General features: G+C 64.5%; 15 protein-coding genes and 1 pseudogene. 11 read left to right on the top strand and 5 right to left on the bottom strand.

Going from position 1 to position 19105, the window contains the following annotated elements:
• The first annotated feature begins 57 nt into the window (after nucleotides 1-57).
• The 8 genes and pseudogenes from AB4850_RS00670 (at nucleotide 58) to AB4850_RS00635 (ending at nucleotide 10021) form a co-directional block, all read left to right on the top strand.
• The gene (locus tag AB4850_RS00670) at nucleotides 58-1356 is read left to right on the top strand and encodes an amino acid adenylation protein (RefSeq protein ID WP_414440704.1); all 1299 of its coding nucleotides are present in this window, start codon (nucleotides 58-60) and stop codon (nucleotides 1354-1356) included.
• A gap of 29 nt (nucleotides 1357-1385) precedes the next feature.
• Nucleotides 1386-3857, top strand: coding sequence for a penicillin acylase family protein (locus AB4850_RS00665; RefSeq protein ID WP_414440703.1), 2472 nt, complete (start codon nucleotides 1386-1388; stop codon nucleotides 3855-3857).
• Nucleotides 3854-5920 carry an NAD(+) synthase gene (locus tag AB4850_RS00660; RefSeq protein WP_414440702.1) on the top strand — a complete coding sequence of 689 codons (2067 nt, stop codon included), beginning with the start codon at nucleotides 3854-3856 and terminating at the stop codon, nucleotides 5918-5920. Before AB4850_RS00665 ends, AB4850_RS00660 begins: the two co-directional genes overlap by 4 nt.
• A 127-nt stretch (nucleotides 5921-6047) precedes the next feature.
• Nucleotides 6048-6206 (top strand): hypothetical protein, encoded by a 159-nt coding sequence (locus AB4850_RS00655; protein ID WP_414442052.1) that lies wholly within the window; start codon nucleotides 6048-6050, stop codon nucleotides 6204-6206.
• Between the two features lie 24 nt (nucleotides 6207-6230).
• Nucleotides 6231-6853 (top strand): annotated as a pseudogene (locus tag AB4850_RS00650) (transposase); the annotation flags it as partial.
• 65 nt (nucleotides 6854-6918) lie between these two features.
• On the top strand, nucleotides 6919-7170 hold the full coding sequence (locus AB4850_RS00645; RefSeq protein ID WP_414440701.1) for a hypothetical protein: 252 nt from the start codon (nucleotides 6919-6921) through the stop codon (nucleotides 7168-7170).
• 365 nt (nucleotides 7171-7535) lie between these two features.
• A complete protein-coding gene (locus tag AB4850_RS00640) occupies nucleotides 7536-8624 on the top strand; it encodes a LacI family DNA-binding transcriptional regulator (protein WP_414440700.1) in 1089 nt (362 codons plus the stop codon).
• Nucleotides 8625-8887: 263 nt separating this feature from the next.
• Nucleotides 8888-10021: a porin gene (locus AB4850_RS00635; RefSeq protein WP_414440699.1), complete on the top strand. Its 1134-nt coding sequence runs from the start codon at nucleotides 8888-8890 to the stop codon at nucleotides 10019-10021.
• A 24-nt stretch (nucleotides 10022-10045) separates the two neighbouring features.
• Here the strand turns inward: AB4850_RS00635 and AB4850_RS00630 are convergent, their stop codons facing one another.
• The gene (locus tag AB4850_RS00630) at nucleotides 10046-10879 is read right to left on the bottom strand and encodes a helix-turn-helix domain-containing protein (RefSeq protein WP_414440698.1); all 834 of its coding nucleotides are present in this window, start codon (nucleotides 10877-10879) and stop codon (nucleotides 10046-10048) included.
• 171 nt (nucleotides 10880-11050) lie between these two features.
• Here AB4850_RS00630 and AB4850_RS00625 point away from each other — a divergent pair, with 171 nt between their 5' ends.
• The gene (locus tag AB4850_RS00625; protein ID WP_414440697.1) at nucleotides 11051-11833 is read left to right on the top strand and encodes an inositol monophosphatase family protein; all 783 of its coding nucleotides are present in this window, start codon (nucleotides 11051-11053) and stop codon (nucleotides 11831-11833) included.
• 57 nt (nucleotides 11834-11890) lie between these two features.
• On the opposite strand, the gene AB4850_RS00620 is transcribed toward AB4850_RS00625, so the two are convergent.
• The 3 genes from AB4850_RS00620 to AB4850_RS00610 form a co-directional block, all read right to left on the bottom strand.
• Entirely contained in the window at nucleotides 11891-13489 is a 1599-nt protein-coding gene (locus AB4850_RS00620; protein WP_414440696.1) for a GMC oxidoreductase, read from the bottom strand.
• Between the two features lie 12 nt (nucleotides 13490-13501).
• Nucleotides 13502-15289, bottom strand: a complete 1788-nt coding sequence (locus AB4850_RS00615; protein ID WP_414440695.1) for a thiamine pyrophosphate-binding protein — start codon at nucleotides 15287-15289, stop codon at nucleotides 13502-13504.
• A 100-nt stretch (nucleotides 15290-15389) separates the two neighbouring features.
• Nucleotides 15390-16049 (bottom strand): ThuA domain-containing protein, encoded by a 660-nt coding sequence (locus tag AB4850_RS00610; protein ID WP_414440694.1) that lies wholly within the window; start codon nucleotides 16047-16049, stop codon nucleotides 15390-15392.
• 108 nt (nucleotides 16050-16157) lie between these two features.
• Here AB4850_RS00610 and AB4850_RS00605 point away from each other — a divergent pair, with 108 nt between their 5' ends.
• Nucleotides 16158-16280, top strand: coding sequence for a hypothetical protein (locus AB4850_RS00605; protein ID WP_414440693.1), 123 nt, complete (start codon nucleotides 16158-16160; stop codon nucleotides 16278-16280).
• 226 nt (nucleotides 16281-16506) lie between these two features.
• On the top strand, nucleotides 16507-17793 hold the full coding sequence (hisD, locus tag AB4850_RS00600; RefSeq protein ID WP_414440692.1) for a histidinol dehydrogenase: 1287 nt from the start codon (nucleotides 16507-16509) through the stop codon (nucleotides 17791-17793).
• Between the two features lie 81 nt (nucleotides 17794-17874).
• Here hisD and AB4850_RS00595 read toward each other — a convergent pair whose 3' ends face one another.
• Nucleotides 17875-19023, bottom strand: a complete 1149-nt coding sequence (locus AB4850_RS00595; RefSeq protein ID WP_414440691.1) for an MFS transporter — start codon at nucleotides 19021-19023, stop codon at nucleotides 17875-17877.
• Nucleotides 19024-19105 lie beyond the last annotated feature (82 nt).

The raw sequence follows: 19105 nt of genomic DNA, 5'->3' as shown, positions 1-19105 counted from the left end.
GCCCCGAGCCGCACCCGCCCAGCGCGCGCCCCCGTCAACCCGTACCCGCTCCCGAACATGAACACTGACCGATTCGCCGATTTGTCCGCCGAAAAGAAAGCCCTGCTGCTGCAACGCCTGACCGCCATGAAACGCGAGACGGCCGCCGCCCCGGCCGCGCTGCGCGAGGCCGTCACGCCCCACCTGTCGGTCGACCGCCGCCCGCTGCTGTCGCTCTACGCGGCGGGCGAACTCGAACCGGTGGACGCGGTGGCCGTCGGCTGCCTGTCGGACCGCCTGCTGCGGCAGAATCCGCAGCTCGACACGCACCACTTCACGCACGCGCTCTGCCACGACCTGCCGATCTTCGCGAACGTGCGCACGCTCGCGGCCGGGCGCATCGCCTCGGTGATCCTGCCGCGCTTCTACTCGCAGATCTATCTCGATCAGTCCGACATCGTCCGTCTGGTTCGCCAGTGCCAGTCGCTCGCGAAGGTACTCGGCGCGCGCATGGTATCGCTGACCGGGCTGATCCCGTCGGCCACCGACTATGGCCGCGCGGTGCCCGAGGACGACACGCTGCCCCCCGTCACCACCGGCCACGCCACCACCACCTCGGCCGTGGTGCTGTCGGTGCGGCGGCTGCTGGCCACCGCCGGCCGCCGCCTCGAGGACGAGACGCTGGCCTTCATCGGCCTGGGCTCGATCGGCTCGTCGACGCTGCGCCTGCTGCTGAGCGTGCTGCCCCACCCGCGCCGGCTGATCCTCTGCGACATCTACCAGAAGCGCGAATACGTCGAGCGGCTGATGCAGGAAGTGCGCGACGAGCTGGGCTTTCGCGGCGAGCTGTCGTTCCACCACGAAAGCCGGGGCGTGGCGCCGCAAGCCTACGAGGCCACGCTGATCGTCGGCGCCACCAACGCGCCCGACGTCGTCGAGGTGAGCCGGCTGCGGCCCGGCACGCTGATCGTCGACGATTCGGACCCGCACTGCTTCAACCCAGAGCAGGCGATCGCGCGGCTCGAGGCGCACGGCGACATCCTGTTCTCGGAAGGCGGCGCGCTGGCCGCGCCGGCGCCGTTCGAGCACCTCGCCTACATCCCGACCGAATTCGCGCGGCAACTGCCGGTGGACACCACGCCGGGCACCGAGCGGCGCATCACCGGCTGCGTGCTGTCGAGCCTGCTCTCGGCGGCGCGACAGTATCCGTCCACGCGCGGCGACGTGAAACTGGCCGACGCGCTCGCACACTACCGTGGACTCTGCGACGACGGTTTCGACGCCGCGCCGCTGCACTGCGGCCACTACGCGATCGCGCAGGAGCGCGTGGACGCCTTCGTCGCCAACCACAGCGCGCACGCGCTGAAGCTGGCCTGACGCCGCGGCCCATGTCGTCGATCCCGCCCATGCCGCCCCCGCCCCCCGCACCGCCGCTGGCGCATCTTCCCGAGCACCCGTCGTTCGCCGCCGTGCCGGCCTATGCGCCGGCGGAAATCGCGGTGGAGATCGCGCGTACCACCGACGGCACGCCGCATATCCACGCGCACGACTTCGAGTCGCTTGGCTACGGCCACGGCTACGTGGTGGCCGACGATCACGCGGCCGTGCTGCTCGCGCACCTCGTCACGCTGCTGGGCGAGCGCAGCCGCCACTATGGCCGCGACGAGACACCCGGCGACAACGCCAACCTCGACAGCGACCTCGGCTACCGCGCGCTCGACTACGGCGGCCAGGCCGCCGGCGCCCTGGCGAGAATGTCGCGCCACGCCAACGCACTGATCGACGGCTTCGCGGCCGGCTTCAACCGGCGCGTGAGCGAACTCGTCGAGGCCGGCGAACCGCTCGCGCTGGTGCCTCGCGGCACGCCGCGCGTGCTGCAGCGAAACGACATCGCCGCGCTGCTGCTCGCGCTGGCCGACGAGGCGAGCGGCCGGCGCTTCGTGCAGGCGCTCGCGCTGGCGCAACCACCGGCGCGGACTGCGGCGCCCGACGCGCATGGCAAGGCCGCGGCCGGCGCCGACGACGCCAGCCGCGCCGACCCGTCCTGGTCGGCCCACACCGATCTGCCGCTCGGCAGCAACGCCTGGGCCATCGGCGACGAGGCTGCAGCCGGCGGTGCGAGCGTGCTGCTCGCCAATCCGCACTTCGGCTTCAACGACGGCTTGCGCCTCTACCAGGTGCATCTGACGATCCCCGGCGCGCTCGACGTGGCCGGCGTATCGATCCTCGGCTGCCCAACCGTCAATCTCGGCTTCAACGCGTCGCTGGCCTGGACGCACACGGTGTCGTCCGCCGAGAGATTCGTGCTGCAGCGGCTGCGGCTCGTGCCGGGCGACCCGACCGTCTACTTCTGGGACGGCCGGCCCGAGCCGATGCAACGGCGCCGCGTCGCGATCGAGATCCGCGGCGAGGCACGGCCCCACGAGCGCGATCTCTGGCAGACGCGCCACGGTCCGCTGCTCAGCGTGCCGGGACTCGCCGAATGGAATGCCGAGTGGGTGTTCTGCCTAGGCAATGCGAACGCCGGCAACGCCGATGTGCTCGACCACTGGCTCGCGATCGGCGCCGCACGCTCGCTCGACGAACTGGAGCAGAGCTTCGCGCAGTGGGCCGGCACGAGCTGGGTGAACCTGCTCGCGATCGACGCAGCCGGGCAGGCCTGCTACGTCGACGGCAGCAACGTGCCCGAACTCGGCGCGGCGACGCTCGCGGCGCTGGCGGGCGACCACCCGCTCGCGCAAGCGCGCAGGCGCCACGGCCTCGTCGTGCTGCCCGGCGACGATCCGCGCCATGCGCTCTCGCCGCGCCGCCCGCGTGCCGTAGGGCAGCGCCCGGCGCGCCGCACGCGCGGCGTGCTCGCCAACTTCAACAACCCGTACCAGCGCATCGATTGCGACGCCGCGTTGCCCGCGCACCATCCGCTGTTCGGTGCGTTCGACGCGCCGCTCACGCCGCGCGCGCGGCATGGCCTGCGGCTCACGTGCGAACTCGTGCGGCCGATCGGGGTCGCCGCGCTCACGCGCCTGACACTCGACAACCACGTGCCGATAAGCGACCTGCTGCTCGACGACCTGCTCACGCTCGGCGCGGCCTGCCGCGAGCCGGTGGCCACGAGCGGCGGCACGCGGGTCGATCTCGCGCCCGCGCTCGCGATCTTGCGCGCGTGGTGTCGCGAGGACGCGCTCGACGCGCCTGGCGCACCGCTGTTTCGCGAATTCGCGCAGGCATGGCTCGCGGGCGCGCACGGCTACGCGCACGACTTCGATCCCGCCGCGCCGCTCGACACGCCGCGCGGCCTGCCGTACTGGCAGGGCAGCGGCCCGGCGCCGGCGCTCGTCGCGCTGGCCACGGCCGTCGAGCAGCTCGCGGCGGCCGGCTTCCCGCCCAACGCCACGCTGCGCGACCTCCAGTTCCGGCTGCGCGCCGACGGCACGCGCGCACCGCTTGACGGCGGCCCGAACCTGACCGGCGCGCTCAACGTCAGCCAGGTCGGCGCGCTCACGCCGCGCGAGCGGCTCGCCCAGTTCGTGCGCGGGCGCGTGCCGCTGCCCACCGGCCTCGCGCCGCACGGCTATGCCGTGAACTTCGGCACCACCTGGCTCGCCAGCATCGTGTTCGACGGCGGACGCCCGCTCGTGCATAGCGTGCTGCCGCAGGCGCAGCGCAGCCGGCCCGGCACCGCGTGGAGCGACGGCCGGCCGCCGCCGCCGCTCGGCACGCCGGCCAGCCACTTCGCGTTCGAGACCGCGCAGGTGCAGGCCGCCACGGTCACGCGCTGCGAATTACGCGCGAGGGCCGCATCGGTTACCTTCGCCGCCAGCGCGGCCGACGCGCCCCGTCGCACCGCGCCCGCCCAACCCGTCCGCCCTCGCCCATGAACGATTTCTTCTCGATGTACCGCCACGGCTTCCTGCGTGTGGCCGTCGCCATCCCCCCCGTGGTCGTCGCCGATCCGGCCGCCAACCTCCAGGCGACGCTGCGCCTCGCGCGCAACGCCGCCGGGCGTGGCGCGCTGGTGACGATCCTGCCCGAACTCGGCCTGTCGGCCTACACCAACGACGAGCTGTTCTTCCAGCGCGCGCTGCTCGACGGCGTGAAGCGGGCGATCGGCGAGCTGCGCGCCGCCTCGGCCGAGCTCCCCGGACTGATCGTGGCGGGCGCGCCGCTCGAATGGAGCGGCCGCCTCTACAACGCCGCAGTGGTGCTGCACCGCGGCCGGATCCTCGGCGTGGTACCGAAAAGCTACCTGCCGAACTATGGGGAGTTCTACGAGAAGCGCTACTTCGCTTCCGGACTCGGCGTGACGGGCGGCACGCTGCGTCTGGACGGCGCCGAGGTGCCGTTCGGCACCGACCTGCTGTTTCGCGCCGACGACTATCCGGAGCTCGTGCTCGGCGTGGAGATCTGCGAGGACCTCTGGGCGCCGGTGCCACCGTCCACCTACGCGGCGCATGCGGGCGCGACCGTGATCGCGAACCTGTCGGCCAGCAACATCACCGTCGGCAAGTCCGAGTATCGCCGGCTGCACGTGCGCTCGCACAGCGCGCGCTGCCAGGCCGCCTACCTCTATTCGGCGGCCGGCTGCGGCGAATCCACCACCGACCTGGCCTGGGACGGCCACGCACTCGTCTGCGAAAGCGGCGAGATCCTGGCCGAAACCGAGCGCTTTGCCGACACCGCCCAACTGCTGGTGGCCGATCTCGACCTGCAGCGCATCATGCAGGAGCGCCTGCGCGTGCAGACCTTCGACGATTGCGCGCGCGCGCTCGGCGGCAGCGCGTTCCGCAACGTCGGCTTCGAGCTCGCTCCGCCGGGCGGCCCGAGCGGGCCGCTGCAGCGCCGCCTCGACCGCTTTCCGTTCGTGCCGGCCGACGTGGCGATGCTCGATGCGAACTGCGAGGAAACCATCATGATCCAGAGCCACGGGCTCGCCAAGCGGCTGCGCGCGACCGGGCTCGAGCAGGTCGTAATCGGCGTGTCGGGCGGGCTCGACTCCACCTATGCGCTGCTGGTCTGCGCCCTGACCATGGACCGGCTCGGCCTGGACCGCCGCAACATCCTCGCCTACACGCTGCCCGGCTACGCCACCAGCCGGCACACGCTCGACAATGCCTGGGCGCTGATGCATGCGCTCGGCGTGAGCGCGCGCGAGATCGACATCAAGCCGGTATCGGACCGCACGCTGGCAGACATCGGCCATCCGGCCGCACAGGGCGAGGCGCGCTACGACGTGACCTACGAGAACGTCCAGGCCGGCGCCCGCAGCGCCTACCTGTTTCGGCTCGCGAACGCGAATCGCGCCATCGTGATAGGCACTGGCGACCTGTCCGAGCTGGCGCTCGGCTGGTGCACCTATGGCGTCGGCGATCAGATGTCGCATTACAACGTGAACGGCTCCGTGCCGAAGACGCTGATCCAGCACATGGTGCGCTGGCTGGCGGACCGGCGGCGCTTCGGCGCCGATACTGCGGGTATCCTGCGGCGTATCGTCGAGACCGAGATCTCGCCGGAGCTCGTGCCAGGCAACACGAGCCAACCGAGCCAGTCGACCGAGCAGGCGATTGGCCCCTACGCGTTGCAGGATTTCAACCTCTACTACGTGACGCGCTATGGCTTCGGCCCCGCGAAGATCGCGTTCCTCGCGTGGCATGCTTGGCACGACGCCGAGGCCGGCGACTGGCCGCCGCTGATGGACGTGCGTCCCGCCTACGATCTGGCCGCCATCAAACGCTGGCTCGGCGTGTTCGTGAAGCGTTTCTTCGAGGGCAGCCAGTTCAAGCGCTCCGCGCTGCCCAACGGCCCGAAGGTGGCCACCGGCAGCTCGCTGTCGCCGCGAGGCGACTGGCGCGCGCCGAGCGACTCGGTGGCGCGCGCGTGGCTCGACGAACTGACGCGCGCGGTGCCCGACGCCCTGCCGGGTACAGCGTCGCAGGCCGATTGAGCTACGAACCGGCGGCGCAGACCAGGCTCGCCGGTTCGTCAGAGGTGGCCGCGCAAATTCGGATATTCGGGTAAGCGGAACGGCCGGGGCCTGAGCCAGCGACAATGCCGGCAAATGAACCGAAAAGATGACGAAGAGAACCCGACGCACGCACCCAGCGGCGTTCAAAGCGAAAGTGGCGCTGGCGGCAGTCAAGGGCGAGCGCACGCTGGCCGAACTGGCGCAGCAGTTTGACCTCCCCCGAAAAACCGTAGCGGCGAGGACTGGAGATTTCTGGCAAATTTGAAGCCCTGACGGGCCGGAGGTTTGCATGAAGAAATCGAGGTACACGGAAGAGCAGATTGCCTTCGCGTTGAAGCAAGCCGAACTGGGCACCACGGTCACGGAAGTGTGCCGAAAGATGGGCATTTCGGAGGCCACCTTCTACAACTGGAAAAAGAAGTATGGCGGCCTCGGCGTGTCCGAGCTACGGCGCCTGAAGCAACTGGAAGAGGAAAATGCCCGACTTAAGCGCATGGTGACCGACCTCAGCCTGGACAAGCAGATGCTGCAGGAGGTGGTGCAAAAAAAGCTACGAAGCCGGCGCGCAAACGCGCGCTGGCTGACTTCTTGATCCAGGCTTATCGCGTAAGCATCCGGCGAGCGACGGCCGTATTGCAGTTGCGTCAGGCCACGTATTTTTATCAGCCTCATCCACGTGACGACCGCGCCGAACGCCAGCGCATCCGGGACATTGCCGAAACCCGGATTCGATATGGTGTAGAGCGCATCCACGTCTTGTTGCGACGAGAAGGCTGGCTAATCAATCACAAGAAGACGTATCGGATCTACTGCGAGGAAAAGTTGAATTTGCGGCGCAAGCGGCCGCGCCGACGCGTAGCCGCCGCGCACCGCATGGAGCGGCCGGAAATCTCTACCGTCAACACGTGCTGGAAACGAATTCAGACCGCACAGTTCGCTGGGCAATCTGACGCCGTGCGAGTTCCGGCTCGCACACCTTGAAGCCGGAAACCTCCAAGTCTAGGCGCTCGGCTGGTCGGGAGGAGGTCAAACAGCTCCAACAAAAAAAAGCGGGCAACCTTCTGAATGACCTTTTGCGCGGGCAAGTGCTGCCCCGCTACGTATTTGTTGAACTGCTGACGATTGATGTCGAGCTTCCGACAAAATTCGGAAACCGAATCGAATGTGGCGGCCAAGTAACTCAGGTTGGCTGCCACATGATGGAGATCTTGTTCGCGGTTCATTTCTGATTCTGCCTTGCTAGGAAAATCCTGGCCGCAAATCTCTTCGCATCAGCGGCACTGCATCACGAGTCCGCATATCCCGGCAAGAGACCTTGGTCGACCAGTCGAATCTCGACGCGATTGCCAACATCGATGTGCTCGGAGTGCCGTCACGTCACGCACGACTGCGCCGCTACGGTCGGCCGTCCCGGCTGCCCAGCCCCCCTTCACGGCCGTGACCTTGATCAAGCCCGGACGACAGGATCGCCGAGAGATGTGGACGATATTTCTTCCTAGGCATGTCCGTTTTTCATGTAAATTGGCTCGGCTATATAATTTCCCAATGCGTGCACCGCTGCAACTAAAACCCATAGATGAATCGAAAAGTTTCGATGAAGGACGTCGCGCTGGCTGCGGGGGTTTCCCAGCCAGCCGTCTCGTATGCGTATAACAAGCCCTCCGAGATCTCCGATGCCCAGCGCGAACATATCCTGAGCGTCGCCAAGGAGCTTGGATATCCAGGGCCGAACGTCCGCGGTCGCAGCCTTCGCTCCGGGCGCGTCGGCGCGATTGGCTTGATGATCATGGACGAACTGCCTTATGCGTTCACTGATCCATCCACAGTTGCGTTGCTGCGCGGAATCGCCGAAATCAACGAACAATCGAACGTTGCGCTCTCGTTGTTTCCCCTCCAGAAATCCGAAACGGACGATCCAGCTCGCGGCATGAGCCTGGCTGTTCGAGGATTCGTCGACGGCTTGATCGTGCATAGCCTGCCGGATCAATACCCCGGCATCGACGTCGCCATCCAACAGGGCATACCGCTCGTCATCGTCGATGCGCCTGTCATCGATGGCCTGCCGTTTGTCGGCATTGACGACTTCTCGGCCGGTGCGACGCAAATGCAGCACCTGATTGATCTGGGCCACCGCCGCATCGGCATCGCCGCGGATCGCCTCCGGCCTGACGGCATACGCGGCAGCGTCACCGCACGGCGCCTGTCCCGCTCGACGGAGCGCGTGGTATCGGCGCGCCTCAAGGGCTATCTCTCCGTGCTCGAAGCGGCCGGGCTCGGATTTAACGACGTGACGATCGTGGAGGCAGGCGGGTTCGACGAGGCATCGTCGGCCTGGGCTGCGGAACAATTGCTGGCCACGCCGGGGCTGACCGCCATCGCAACCACATCGGACATCATGGCGTTGGCGATCCTGAAAGCGGCGAAGGCAAACGGCATTGCGGTCCCCACTGCCCTGTCCGTGATCGGTTTCGACGATATTCCCGAAGCAGCCGCAGCCGGCCTGACGACGATCCGGCAACCGCTCATCGACAAGGGAAGAGAGGCAGCGCGGATCCTTGATGCGCTGCTGGCGGCGCCGCCCGGAAAAGCCACCGTCGAGCGCACGATTTTCCCCACCGAGTGCGTCGTACGCACCAGTACCGCCGCAATCGCGACAGGTAGCCGCTCTCCCCGCCCAAGCTGACACCGGCATCGGCAGGTCAACGCACACCACAGCCAGCCGCGCCCGCCACATCACGCAAGCCCTCCACGCTATCGCTTGCACCGTGCAAGCGCTGGCGCACAATCACGCCGTGCATTCTGCTGCACACGCGTGCGTCCGACTGCGCCACTTTCCCTCCACCTGCGAAATTGCTCGCCAAAAATGGCGATTCGATACTGCGCTCGCCATGTATCAGTCCGGCGCAACGAAAACCAACAATCAAGTCATATTGACAGGTGGAGTCAATGAAGCAACACGTCATGGCGCTCGCGGCGCTGATAGCCGTTGTGCACTTCCAGCAGCATGCTCACGCACAAAGCTCCGTCACCCTGTACGGCACGCTCGATGCCGGCATCGCCTATCTTCACAATAGCGGTGGCCAAGCCTCGCAATGGCGGGTGTCGACCTCGAATCTCTCGCCCAACACGTGGGGCATCAAAGGCAATGAGGACCTCGGTGGTGGCATGCGTGCCGTGTTCCAGCTCGAGAACGGTTTCGACACCGGCACCGGCCAGGCGCTTCAGAACGGGCGCCTGTTCGGCCGAACCGCGATGGTCGGCCTGAGCAGCGCAACCTGGGGCACGCTCACGTTCGGGCGCCAATTCGATCCAGTCACCGACTTCGTCCAGCCAATCACGGCCGACCAGTTCAGCGGCACGTTCGCGACACCGGGCGACATCGACAACTATGACGACAGCGCGTGGTTCAACAATGCCGTCAAATGGACCAGCCCCAGCCTGTCGGGCCTGTCCGCGTCCCTCATGTACGCGTTCGGTGGTGTCGCCGGCTCGGTCGGTTCCGGGCAAACCTGGTCGGCCGCGCTTGGATACGCTCAAGGGCCGCTGAACCTGGCCGCCGGCTACCTTCATGTCGACAATGGCAACCCGAGCAGTTCGGCACGCGGCGCCTCGAGTGCGGACAGCTTCTTCAACAGCGCGGTCAACCGCGCATTCGAGACGGCGCGTTCGATCGACATTGCGCGGGCTGCCGCTCAATACGCATTTGGCGCCGTGACCGTGGGCACCGCCTACTCGCACGTTAGCTACGCACCCGACGCAGCATCGACGTTCTCGGGTTCGCAGCGGTTCGACAATGGCTCTGTGTTCGCGAGCTGGATGGCGACACAATCGTTCCAGGTGGTCGGCGGATACAACTACACGCGCTCCAATGGCAACGCAACGGCTCGCTACCATCAGGTCAACGCGGGTGTCGACTACCTGCTGAGCAAGCGGACAGACCTCTACGCGACCGTCGGCTATCAGCACGCGTCTGGCAACAATGGCGCAGGCCCGGCACAAGCCGTCATCGGTTCGTACGACGTCGACTCGGGCGCGGCCTCGCAGGTGCTCGCCATCGTCGGGATGCGCCACAAGTTCTGATAGGGCCGGACGGCGAGAAGACGCTCAGCCCTCGCCGCCCCAAATGACGTGGCCGTGCTCGCCGCTCAAATAGTCCGTCACTTCCATCGGCATCGAGACATCGCCCGGCAGAATGACCGTCGCCTGGCGCAAATGATGCCTGCGAATCGTGCCGCGTTCGGCAAACCCGAATACCAGGCGCGTCGAGAAGGGTTGCCGGAACGAGGACGACGCCACGCCTGTCAGCAGGCCGTAAAGGAATCGGATCGGCCTGCGATGCTGCGGCGTCAGTACGGAAAACGTCATCTCGTTCTTCTGACGACCCTCGAAGTCCACCATGAAGATCCGGTCGCCCAGAAGAAAGCAGTAACCGCGGTATGTGAACGAATAGCCGACCTGGTTTGACTGCCCGAGCAGCGGAAAACGTTCGACAGTCACGTACTCGACCATCGAATCGTGCTGGTACAAGCACGTCACGGAACGCAGCACTCTCCCCTTGTAGATCGACGAAAGGTGATAGCGATAGTAGACGCCGAGAAAATCCTGCAGCGAGGCCGTGGACGACTCGATCAGCGGCAGGAACCGGGCCAAGCCCGGCGAAGACTTGAGGTCGATCGGCAGCTCGTAGTCGAGGCCCTCGTAGAAACTGCGAAATTCCAACGGACTCCGAAACAGATCAGACGGCTCCATCATAAAAAACTTCGCGATTTTCAGCAGAACCTTCTGTGACGGCACATGATGCGCCGCCAGGTACTTGTTGAATTGCTGCCGGTTGATGTTGAGCCGCCGACAGAAGTCGGCAACCGAATCGTAGGACGACACCAGCAAAGCCAAGTTGGCGGCCAGATTAGAAAGATCCCGTGGGCGATCCATCAGCATTCCTCCTGAATCCGTCCGTCGATTGGATCTTCGGACAGAACGTTGAAACGGCACTCGGGCAAATCGCACTGCGTTCATGTGCGTCACCCGAAGGCCCATTGCGAAATTGAGGCGCAGTCGTTGCCATGAAATACTTCTCAATGAACCGACAACTGCCCGAAACCATCGGCCATGCAGCCTGACGACGAAACCCGCTATCGAGACACCATCGAACAGATGTGTACGGCCGCGCGCTTGACTTGCTTGCAGAAAATCGAGCGGCGTACCCGCTTCACGCGCAAGGCGGACACGTCGCCGGTCACCGAGCTCGATCGCGAGATCGAACTGACCCTGCGCGAGATCGTGCGGACGCGACACCCCGACGACGCCATCCGCGGTGAGGAATACGGGCTATCGAATCATTCCGACGGCGACAAGTCAAAGCGCATCTGCTGGGTCATCGACCCGCTCGACGGAACACGTGCCTTTATCACCGGCAGTCCTCTCTGGGGCACGCTCGTCGGCGTACTGAATCACGGCAAGCCCTGGCTAGGCGCCATCGAACTGCCGATGCTGCGCAAGCGAATGCTGTCCTGGACCGCCCGCGCCGCCCCTGCACCGTTCGGCCCCTCCTCCCTCGCTCACGCCAGTATGGCGACGACCACGCCCGACAAGCTCAGCGAACCGCATCGCCGTGCATTTCATCGCTTGCGCGATGCCGTCGGCACCCATCGCTATGGCGGAGACTGCTTCAACTACGCGGCACTGGCATCGGGCAACTGCGATCTCGTCGTCGAAGCGGGGCTGGCTCCGCACGATTTTCTGCCGATCGTGCCAATCATCGAAGCTGTCGGAGGAAGCATCACCGACTGGCAAGGGCGCGCCCTCGGCGAATCCTCTCCCGGCGACGTCCTCGCAGCAGCCAATCCGGCGCTACATGCCGCCGCGCTAGGCCTGTTGTCCACCGAATCCTGATCACATCTCTCGGCATCACCGCGGCCAACGAGAGAACATCCCCGTCGGCCGGCCGGCTCACACGAATTGCTTCGCCACGCGTATCGCATTGGCCGCAATCGTCAATGCAGGATTGACTGCGGCCGACGATGGGAACCACGCGCTGTCGACCAGCCAGGCATTCTCGACATCGTGCAGACGACATCCGGTATCAACCACGCTTGAACCCGCGTCGCGTCCCATCACGGCAGTGCCGCATTGGTGCGAGTTGGTGGCGATGCCCATGCGCTTGGTCAGCACTACCGGATAACCCGATTTGCGCATCATGGCGACCGTTCGGCGCACCAGCTCGCGATGCGCTTTCAGGTTGTTCGGCTGCCAGCGCACGCGTATCGAGCCTTTCTCGCTGTCGTAGCGCACGCGATTTTCGCGGTCCGGGAGATCCTCGCTCGTCAGGTAGAGATCGACGCTGTGGTCCGTTATGTATCGCGAGATCGCTTTTGGCAGCCACGGATACATGCCCGTCACCATCGGCTCACGGATCTTGCCGAGCATCTGGATATTACCGAGCGGAAACGGATTCGCATCCGAGCGCAGATACCAATCGTTAACGGCGATCGTCTTCTGAAATCGGACAGGATTGATCCGCCGCGGGTCCATCGCGATCGTGAACGTGCTGTTATGCACCATGTAGTTGCGCCCGAGCAGCCCGGAGCTGTTGCCGACACCTTCAGGATGATGGCGGTCGGCAGAGCGCAGCAGCAGCGCAGCGCTATTGACTGCACCGCAGGCAAGCACGAACTTCTTCGCGAGGATTCGGACGGGAACGCCATCACGCGTGCCCTGCGCCTCTTCCACTCGCGTGCCATCCGCAGACATGACGAGCCGCTCGATCTTCGTGCGCACCATCAAACGCGTCCCCCCCGATTCAACGGCCGGCCGCAGCGAGGAAAACTCGGCATCCCCCTTGGCGTCGACAAGGCACGGGTAACCGTCGCAGGTTGAGCAAAGTACACAGGGACGACCGGCGCCATGGTCCAGCGCAGCGGGCATCGCGAACGGCCTGAGCCCCTGCGCGCACATCGCGGCCTCGAGCCGGTGCAGCGCCGGATCGTGTGCGATGGCCGGAAACGGATAGCGGCCGGAACGCCACGGCTCCGTCGGGTCGATGTCCGCCTCACCATGCACGCGATAGAGCCGCTCCGCCGCAGCGTAGTAAGGCTCCATCTCGGCGTAGGTAATCGGCCAGGCCGGCGAAACGCCCTCGGCGTGTTCAATTTCGTGGAAATCGGCTTCGCGAAAGCGCGGCAGCATCGCGCCGTACACCTTCGTATTTCCACCGACGTAATAGAACACACCCGGCGAGAAGGCCGTACCGGCCTCGTCGAACCACGATTCCGCGTTCCGATATCGACCATCACGAAAGACGGAATCGGCGCTCCAGTTATCGATCTCGCGCGGCAGAAAATCCCCGCGCTCGATAACGAGCACGTCGTGCCCTTGCCCCACAAGACTGTGTGCGAAGGTGGAGCCGCCCATGCCGGATCCGACGATCGCCACATCGCAGGTCACTGTTCCATCGTCCCGAGGTTCGACCGTGCGAACTTCGCGCCGAAACACCGGCGCGAAGTCCTTCGAGTCGACTAACGGGCGATGAACGAGAGTTGCATCGCTCATACTGTCGAAGCCTTACAGATGTTGTTCCGATTGCCGGAATTGCATGTACTCATCCTGACGCTCGTCCGTGATGTAGGCCGGGATCGGGAAATCCCACCAACCCGGCACCCACGGGCCGGCCGCGTCGCGGTCGGTCGGGATTTCGATCAGGCACGGCTCGTTGCATTCGAGCGCTTCCTTCAGAATCGGCTCAAGCGCATCGTTGCTGTCCACGCGCCACGACTTGAGACCAAACGCCTTGCCGATTGCTTCGAAGTCGGGCGAATACGGGCGGCCGTCCGGGTAGTTGAACTCGGTCCCGATGTGGCGGCTGGTCTGCTTGCGCTGGCCGCCGCGGATCGACATGTAACCCGCGTTGTTCTGGATGATGAAGATCACCGGCAGATTGTTGGTCACGCAGATCGCGATTTCCTGCGAGGTCATCAGGAAGTCCCCGTCGCCGAGCAGACACACGACCGGGCTATCCGGCTTCGCCAGCTTGGCGCCAATCGCGGCCGGCACCGCCCAACCCATCGACGAGAAACCGCCCGACGTCAGGTGGGTACGCGGTTCGTAGACGGGGAACGTCTGCTTGACCGCACCCTGCGTATTGCCCGAGCCGACCACCACGATCGTGTCGCGCGGGAAGATCTTGCGCAGCGCGCCGAGCGGACGTTGCGACGTGAACGGGAAGCGGTCGGAGTCGCGGCGCGTGGCCAGCTTCGCTTCCCATTCCGCCTTGTAGGACGCCACCTGGCCGAGATAGTCTTCGCGCTCGACGGTGTCTTGCTTCAGTGCGTCGACGATATGAGCAAGCGCGTGCTTCGCATCGGCGACGATGCCGACCGTCACCGGATAGTTCTTGCCGATCTCGTGCGGGTCGATATCGATGTGAATCAGCTTGCCCGGCGGGATCGAGAACGTCACGCCCTTCGCATAGCTCGACGACGACCAGTCGGTAAAACGGCAGCCCACGGCGAGAATGACGTCTGCGCTCGACGCCACCTTGTTCCCTGCCATCGTGCCGGTCTGCCCGACGCTGCCGGAGAACAGTTCGTGATCTTCGGGGAAACCGCTCTTCCCGTTCCACGTCGTGACGACGGGGATCTTCCAGGCTTCGGCGAGCGCGAGAACCTCGGCCGCCGCTTCGCCGGTAATCACGCCACCGCCAATCACCATTACCGGGCGTTGAGCGCTGCGCAGCACATCTGCCGCTTTCGCAATCGCGGCCGGGTCGGGAAACACCTTGCCAACCGGCGTGCGTTCCTCAAGCTTGTGCAGCGTCACTTCAGCCGCTTCGGCCTGCGTGTCCATCGGAATCTCGATGTGCACGGGGCCGGGACGGCCGGTCATCATCGAGCTGAACGCGCGGTGCATGATAAACGGCAGTTCCTCGACGCGCTGAGCCACCCAATGGCGCTTCGACACGGCTTCGGCGATCTTCGGAAAATCGTTGTCGACGAAACGCTCCAGTTCCTGAAGGAGGCCGTGACCGCGCATGTGCGTGGGCGGCCCGCCGGTGATGAGCATCACGCTCGTGGAGTCGGTGTAGGCCGTGGCCATGCCGATCACCGTGTTGCTTGCCCCCGCACCAATCGAAGTGACAGCCGCCATAGGCTTGCCCGACACGCGATAGAAACCGTCGGCAAGGTGAACCGCGCTCTGTTCATGGAACACCTGAATGAATCGAATTTCGGAATCCTTCTCGAGGAAGGCATCCGTGAGCGTCCAGATGCCGTGACCGGGAATGCCGGCCACGTATTCAACGCCATAGTTCTTTAGCGTCTGAGCGACGATTTGACTACCAGTAAGCTTTGCCATGATCGTTCCGCAAAGTGATGAAAATTTAAAGCCACGAGCCGCCCAACGGGCGAGACCGAGGCACTGCCGAGAGCGCGCTCGGTGATGGAGCTGACAACGATCAGGCCCGCACGGCCCATTGCAGCCCCTGCTTCGTCAGGCGGCGGACATTGGGGTCCGCGAGGTTGCCGGTGTCGTGGCCAATCGAGTGATAGAAGACGCGCCCATCGCCCCACTGCTTGACCCACGCGACAGGGCTCTTGTTGCCGGCCAGCCACGGAAACGGCTTACCGTCGAACGTGGTCTCGGCGAGCATGTGGTTGTTCGGATCAACCTGCATGTAATACTGCTCGGAGCGCACTTCGAAGTCCTGAACACCTTGTGTAACGGGATGCTCGCGGTCGATAAGATTCACCTGATACGGATGGGGATAGCCCTCGCCCGCCGGATGTTCGACGAACGAGCCGCCCAGCACCATGTGGTAGCGCAGGCTGGCGCGGAACGCAGCGCCAGCGCCATGCCAGGCAGCCAGGCCCGTTCCGCCTTCGATTGCCTCGAGGAGACGGTTCTCCTGCGATTGCGTCAGCGTTTCGGTCGTGACCGCGTTGTTCCAGCCAATCACGATGAGATCGAATGCGGTGAGATCGCGGTCGAGCGTGAAGATGTCCGTCGACGCTTCGACTTCCCAGTCCAGCTCGTCGAGCAACTCGCGCGTCCAAGCGGCGACTTCGTACGGAAAGTGTCCCGGCCAGCCGCCGTAGAGATGCAGTACACGCGCCATGATCCGACTCCTTTAGTGAGATAACTTATACGTATAAGTTGCGTATGCTGAAAGAACAATTCGTGGGTGTCAAGCCAAGTGAGTACCTTTAGATGTTGAAAAGAACGAATGACGTGGATCGACGCACTGGGTGCGCCGCTCTGCATCTATCTCGCACATCGAATCGGTGAGGCCTGCACCTCCGCGGCACAGCTCCACAAGCCTTTCATTGGCGATCTCGATACGAAATGAGGTAGCCGTGCGCCACATTTCGCTGAAGACGGTCGCTCGGAACTGCGTCGCATCGAACAGGCGACGTGCGCCACATCGCGCCCATTCGAGCCAGTTTGCGAAATTGCTCCCGACAAACCTGCCACCGACAATCAGCCGTCCGATTCGACGAATCGGAAAAGGCTTTCCGCCCGATGCGCACTCCGTGTCTGCATTGGACGGATCTACGTGTTCTCGGAGGTGTTGGGTGATTCGGTATCTGAAGAAAAGCAAGCCCGTGGAAGTGCAGGCGGAGATCGCGAACCAGGTTCGCGCGACGGTGGAAACCATCATTGCGGAAGTCGCTGCAGACGGCGATACCGCCGTTCGTAAGTATTCCAAACAATTCGACAGCTGGGCCCCGGCATCCTTTCGTCTGAGCGATGAAGAGATTCAGGCCTGTGTCGCTACGCTGTCCGCGCGTGAAATCGAGGACATCCGCTTCGCGCAAGCTCAGGTTCGCCGCTTCGCCGAGGTCCAGCGTTCTGCGCTGAAGGATGTCGAGGTAGAAACCCTGCCCGGTGTGGTCCTCGGCCACAAGAACATCCCGGTGAATTCCGTTGGCTGCTACATCCCGGGCGGCCAATACCCGCTGCTTGCATCGGCACACATGAGCGTGCTTACTGCGAAAGTCGCGGGCGTCAAGCGCGTGGTGGCTGTCGCTCCGCCCTTCGCCGGCAAGCCGCATCCCGCAATCGTGACCGCCATGCACCTCGCCGGCGCCGATGAGATCTACTGCGCCGGCGGCGTCCAGGCCATCGCGGCACTGGCGCTCGGCACCGAGCAGTTTCATCCGGTCGACATGATCGTAGGCCCCGGCAATGCCTATGTCGCGGAAGCCAAGCGACAGTTGTTTGGCAAGATCGGCATTGACCTCATCGCCGGCCCGACCGAGACCCTCGTGATCGCCGACGATTCGTCCGATGTCGAAATCGTTGCGGCCGACCTGCTGGGACAGGCCGAACACGGCGTGAATTCGCCGACCGTGTTCCTGACGAACTCGAAGCAACTGGCCGAAGATCTGCCGGCGGAGATCGAGCGTCAGCTCGCTATTCTGTCTACCGCTCCGGTGGCTTCGGTGGCATGGCGCGACTATGGCGAAATCGTGCTCTGTGACACGCTCGACGAGATGGTCGAGGAAGCCGACCGTATCGCATCGGAACACGTTCAGGTGATGACGCGCGATCCGCTGTATTTCCTGCAGCACATGACGAACTACGGCGCGTTGTTCCTCGGCGATCGTACCAACGTCTCGTATGGCGACAAGGTCATCGGGACCAACCATACACTGCCGACCATGAAGTCCGCGCGATACACCGGCGGGCTCTGGGTCGGCAAGTTCATCAAGACTTGCACGTATCAGCGAGTGCTGACCGACGAAGCGTCGGCGCTCGTCGGCGAATATTGCTCACGCCTCTGCGCTATGGAAGGCTTCGCCGGCCACAAGGAGCAGGCGGACATTCGCGTGCGCCGCTTCGGCAAGGTCCCCGTCTAACGGCGGCCGCGCGCCCCGCTCGATTAAAAAGGCACCCGCAAGAGGGTGCCTTTTTCATGGGTGATGCGCGGCACATTCCGGTCAGGAATTCACATCCGATGAGACGATCCGCGCGGATGCCGCCACCACCAGCAACAAGCCTGCGACAATCAGGAACGACGTCGGCAAGCCGAATGCTTCTGCAACACCTCCCAGCATCGCCGGTCCGGCAAGCATCCCGGCATAGCCCATGGTCGCAACGACCGGCATCGCCAGCTCGGCCGGCATGCGCCGCTGCCTCGACATCTGCAGAAACAGCAACGGAACGATGTTGGCGATCCCCAAGCCAATCACCGCAAACAACAGCAGCAGGACCATCCACTGGCTCAGCGACACCAACGCGGCAAGGCCTGCCGCCGCAACGATCGAGCCCACCAGTAAGACCCTGGCGCCGCCAACAGCGTGCGCGATTCGGTCACCGCTAAGTCGGCCGAGAGCCATCGTCGCGGCGAACACCGCGTAACCATATCCCGCATGCGCCTGACTGAACGCCTTCTGCGTGGTCAGGAACACGCCGCTCCAGTCGAGGACAGCACCTTCGGCCAGGAACGCCACGAGACATAAGACACCCACCCATACTACGTGCGGAGTCGGCACGCCTAGACGAAACTTGGCTCCGGCGCCGGTTTTTCTAATGAAATGCCGTCCGGCGAACAGCCATAGCAGAACCATCGTGCCGACCACGCACGCAACCGCCTGAAGCCCTGGAAAATTCAGTGAGAGCAGCGTACTGACGCCGGCCGAGCCTACGATGGCGCCAATGCTGAACCAGGCGTGGAAGCCGGACATCAGCGATTCCTCGTGCATGCGCTGCACGACGGCTGCCTGCAGGTTCATAGCCGACTCGGTCATGCCGATACCACCGCCGAAAAGGAACAGGCTGGCCGACAACACCCGCACATCGTTGGTCCATACCAGCGCGAAGAGACATGCACATACGAGCGGGCCGGACAACAGAATGATGCTTCGACATCCGAAGCGGCTTGCCGCGGCGCTTCCGATAGGCATAGCGATCAGGCTTCCAACACCAAACCATAGCAAGGCAAGCCCGAATTCACTGTCGTGCAGCCCCATCCGCGCTTTGGCAAGGGGGGCGAGTGGCGCCCAGCTAGACAGCATGAAGCCAAACGAAAAAAAACCGGCACGCGTCGAAATGCGCGCCCACACGGCGCTGCGAGGCGGCGGACTCATTACGCATGTACTCATCGGCGTCGAGATTCTCCAGATTGCAAAACCCAAAGCGATCCGGCACCGGTTCGTCTTTCGACGGACA

The organism is Burkholderia sp. 22PA0106 (genome assembly GCF_047497155.1).
Taxonomy (GTDB): Bacteria; Pseudomonadota; Gammaproteobacteria; order Burkholderiales; family Burkholderiaceae; genus Burkholderia.
Note: the sequence above shows the minus strand (reverse complement) of the source record. Positions and strands in the feature narration are given on the sequence as shown.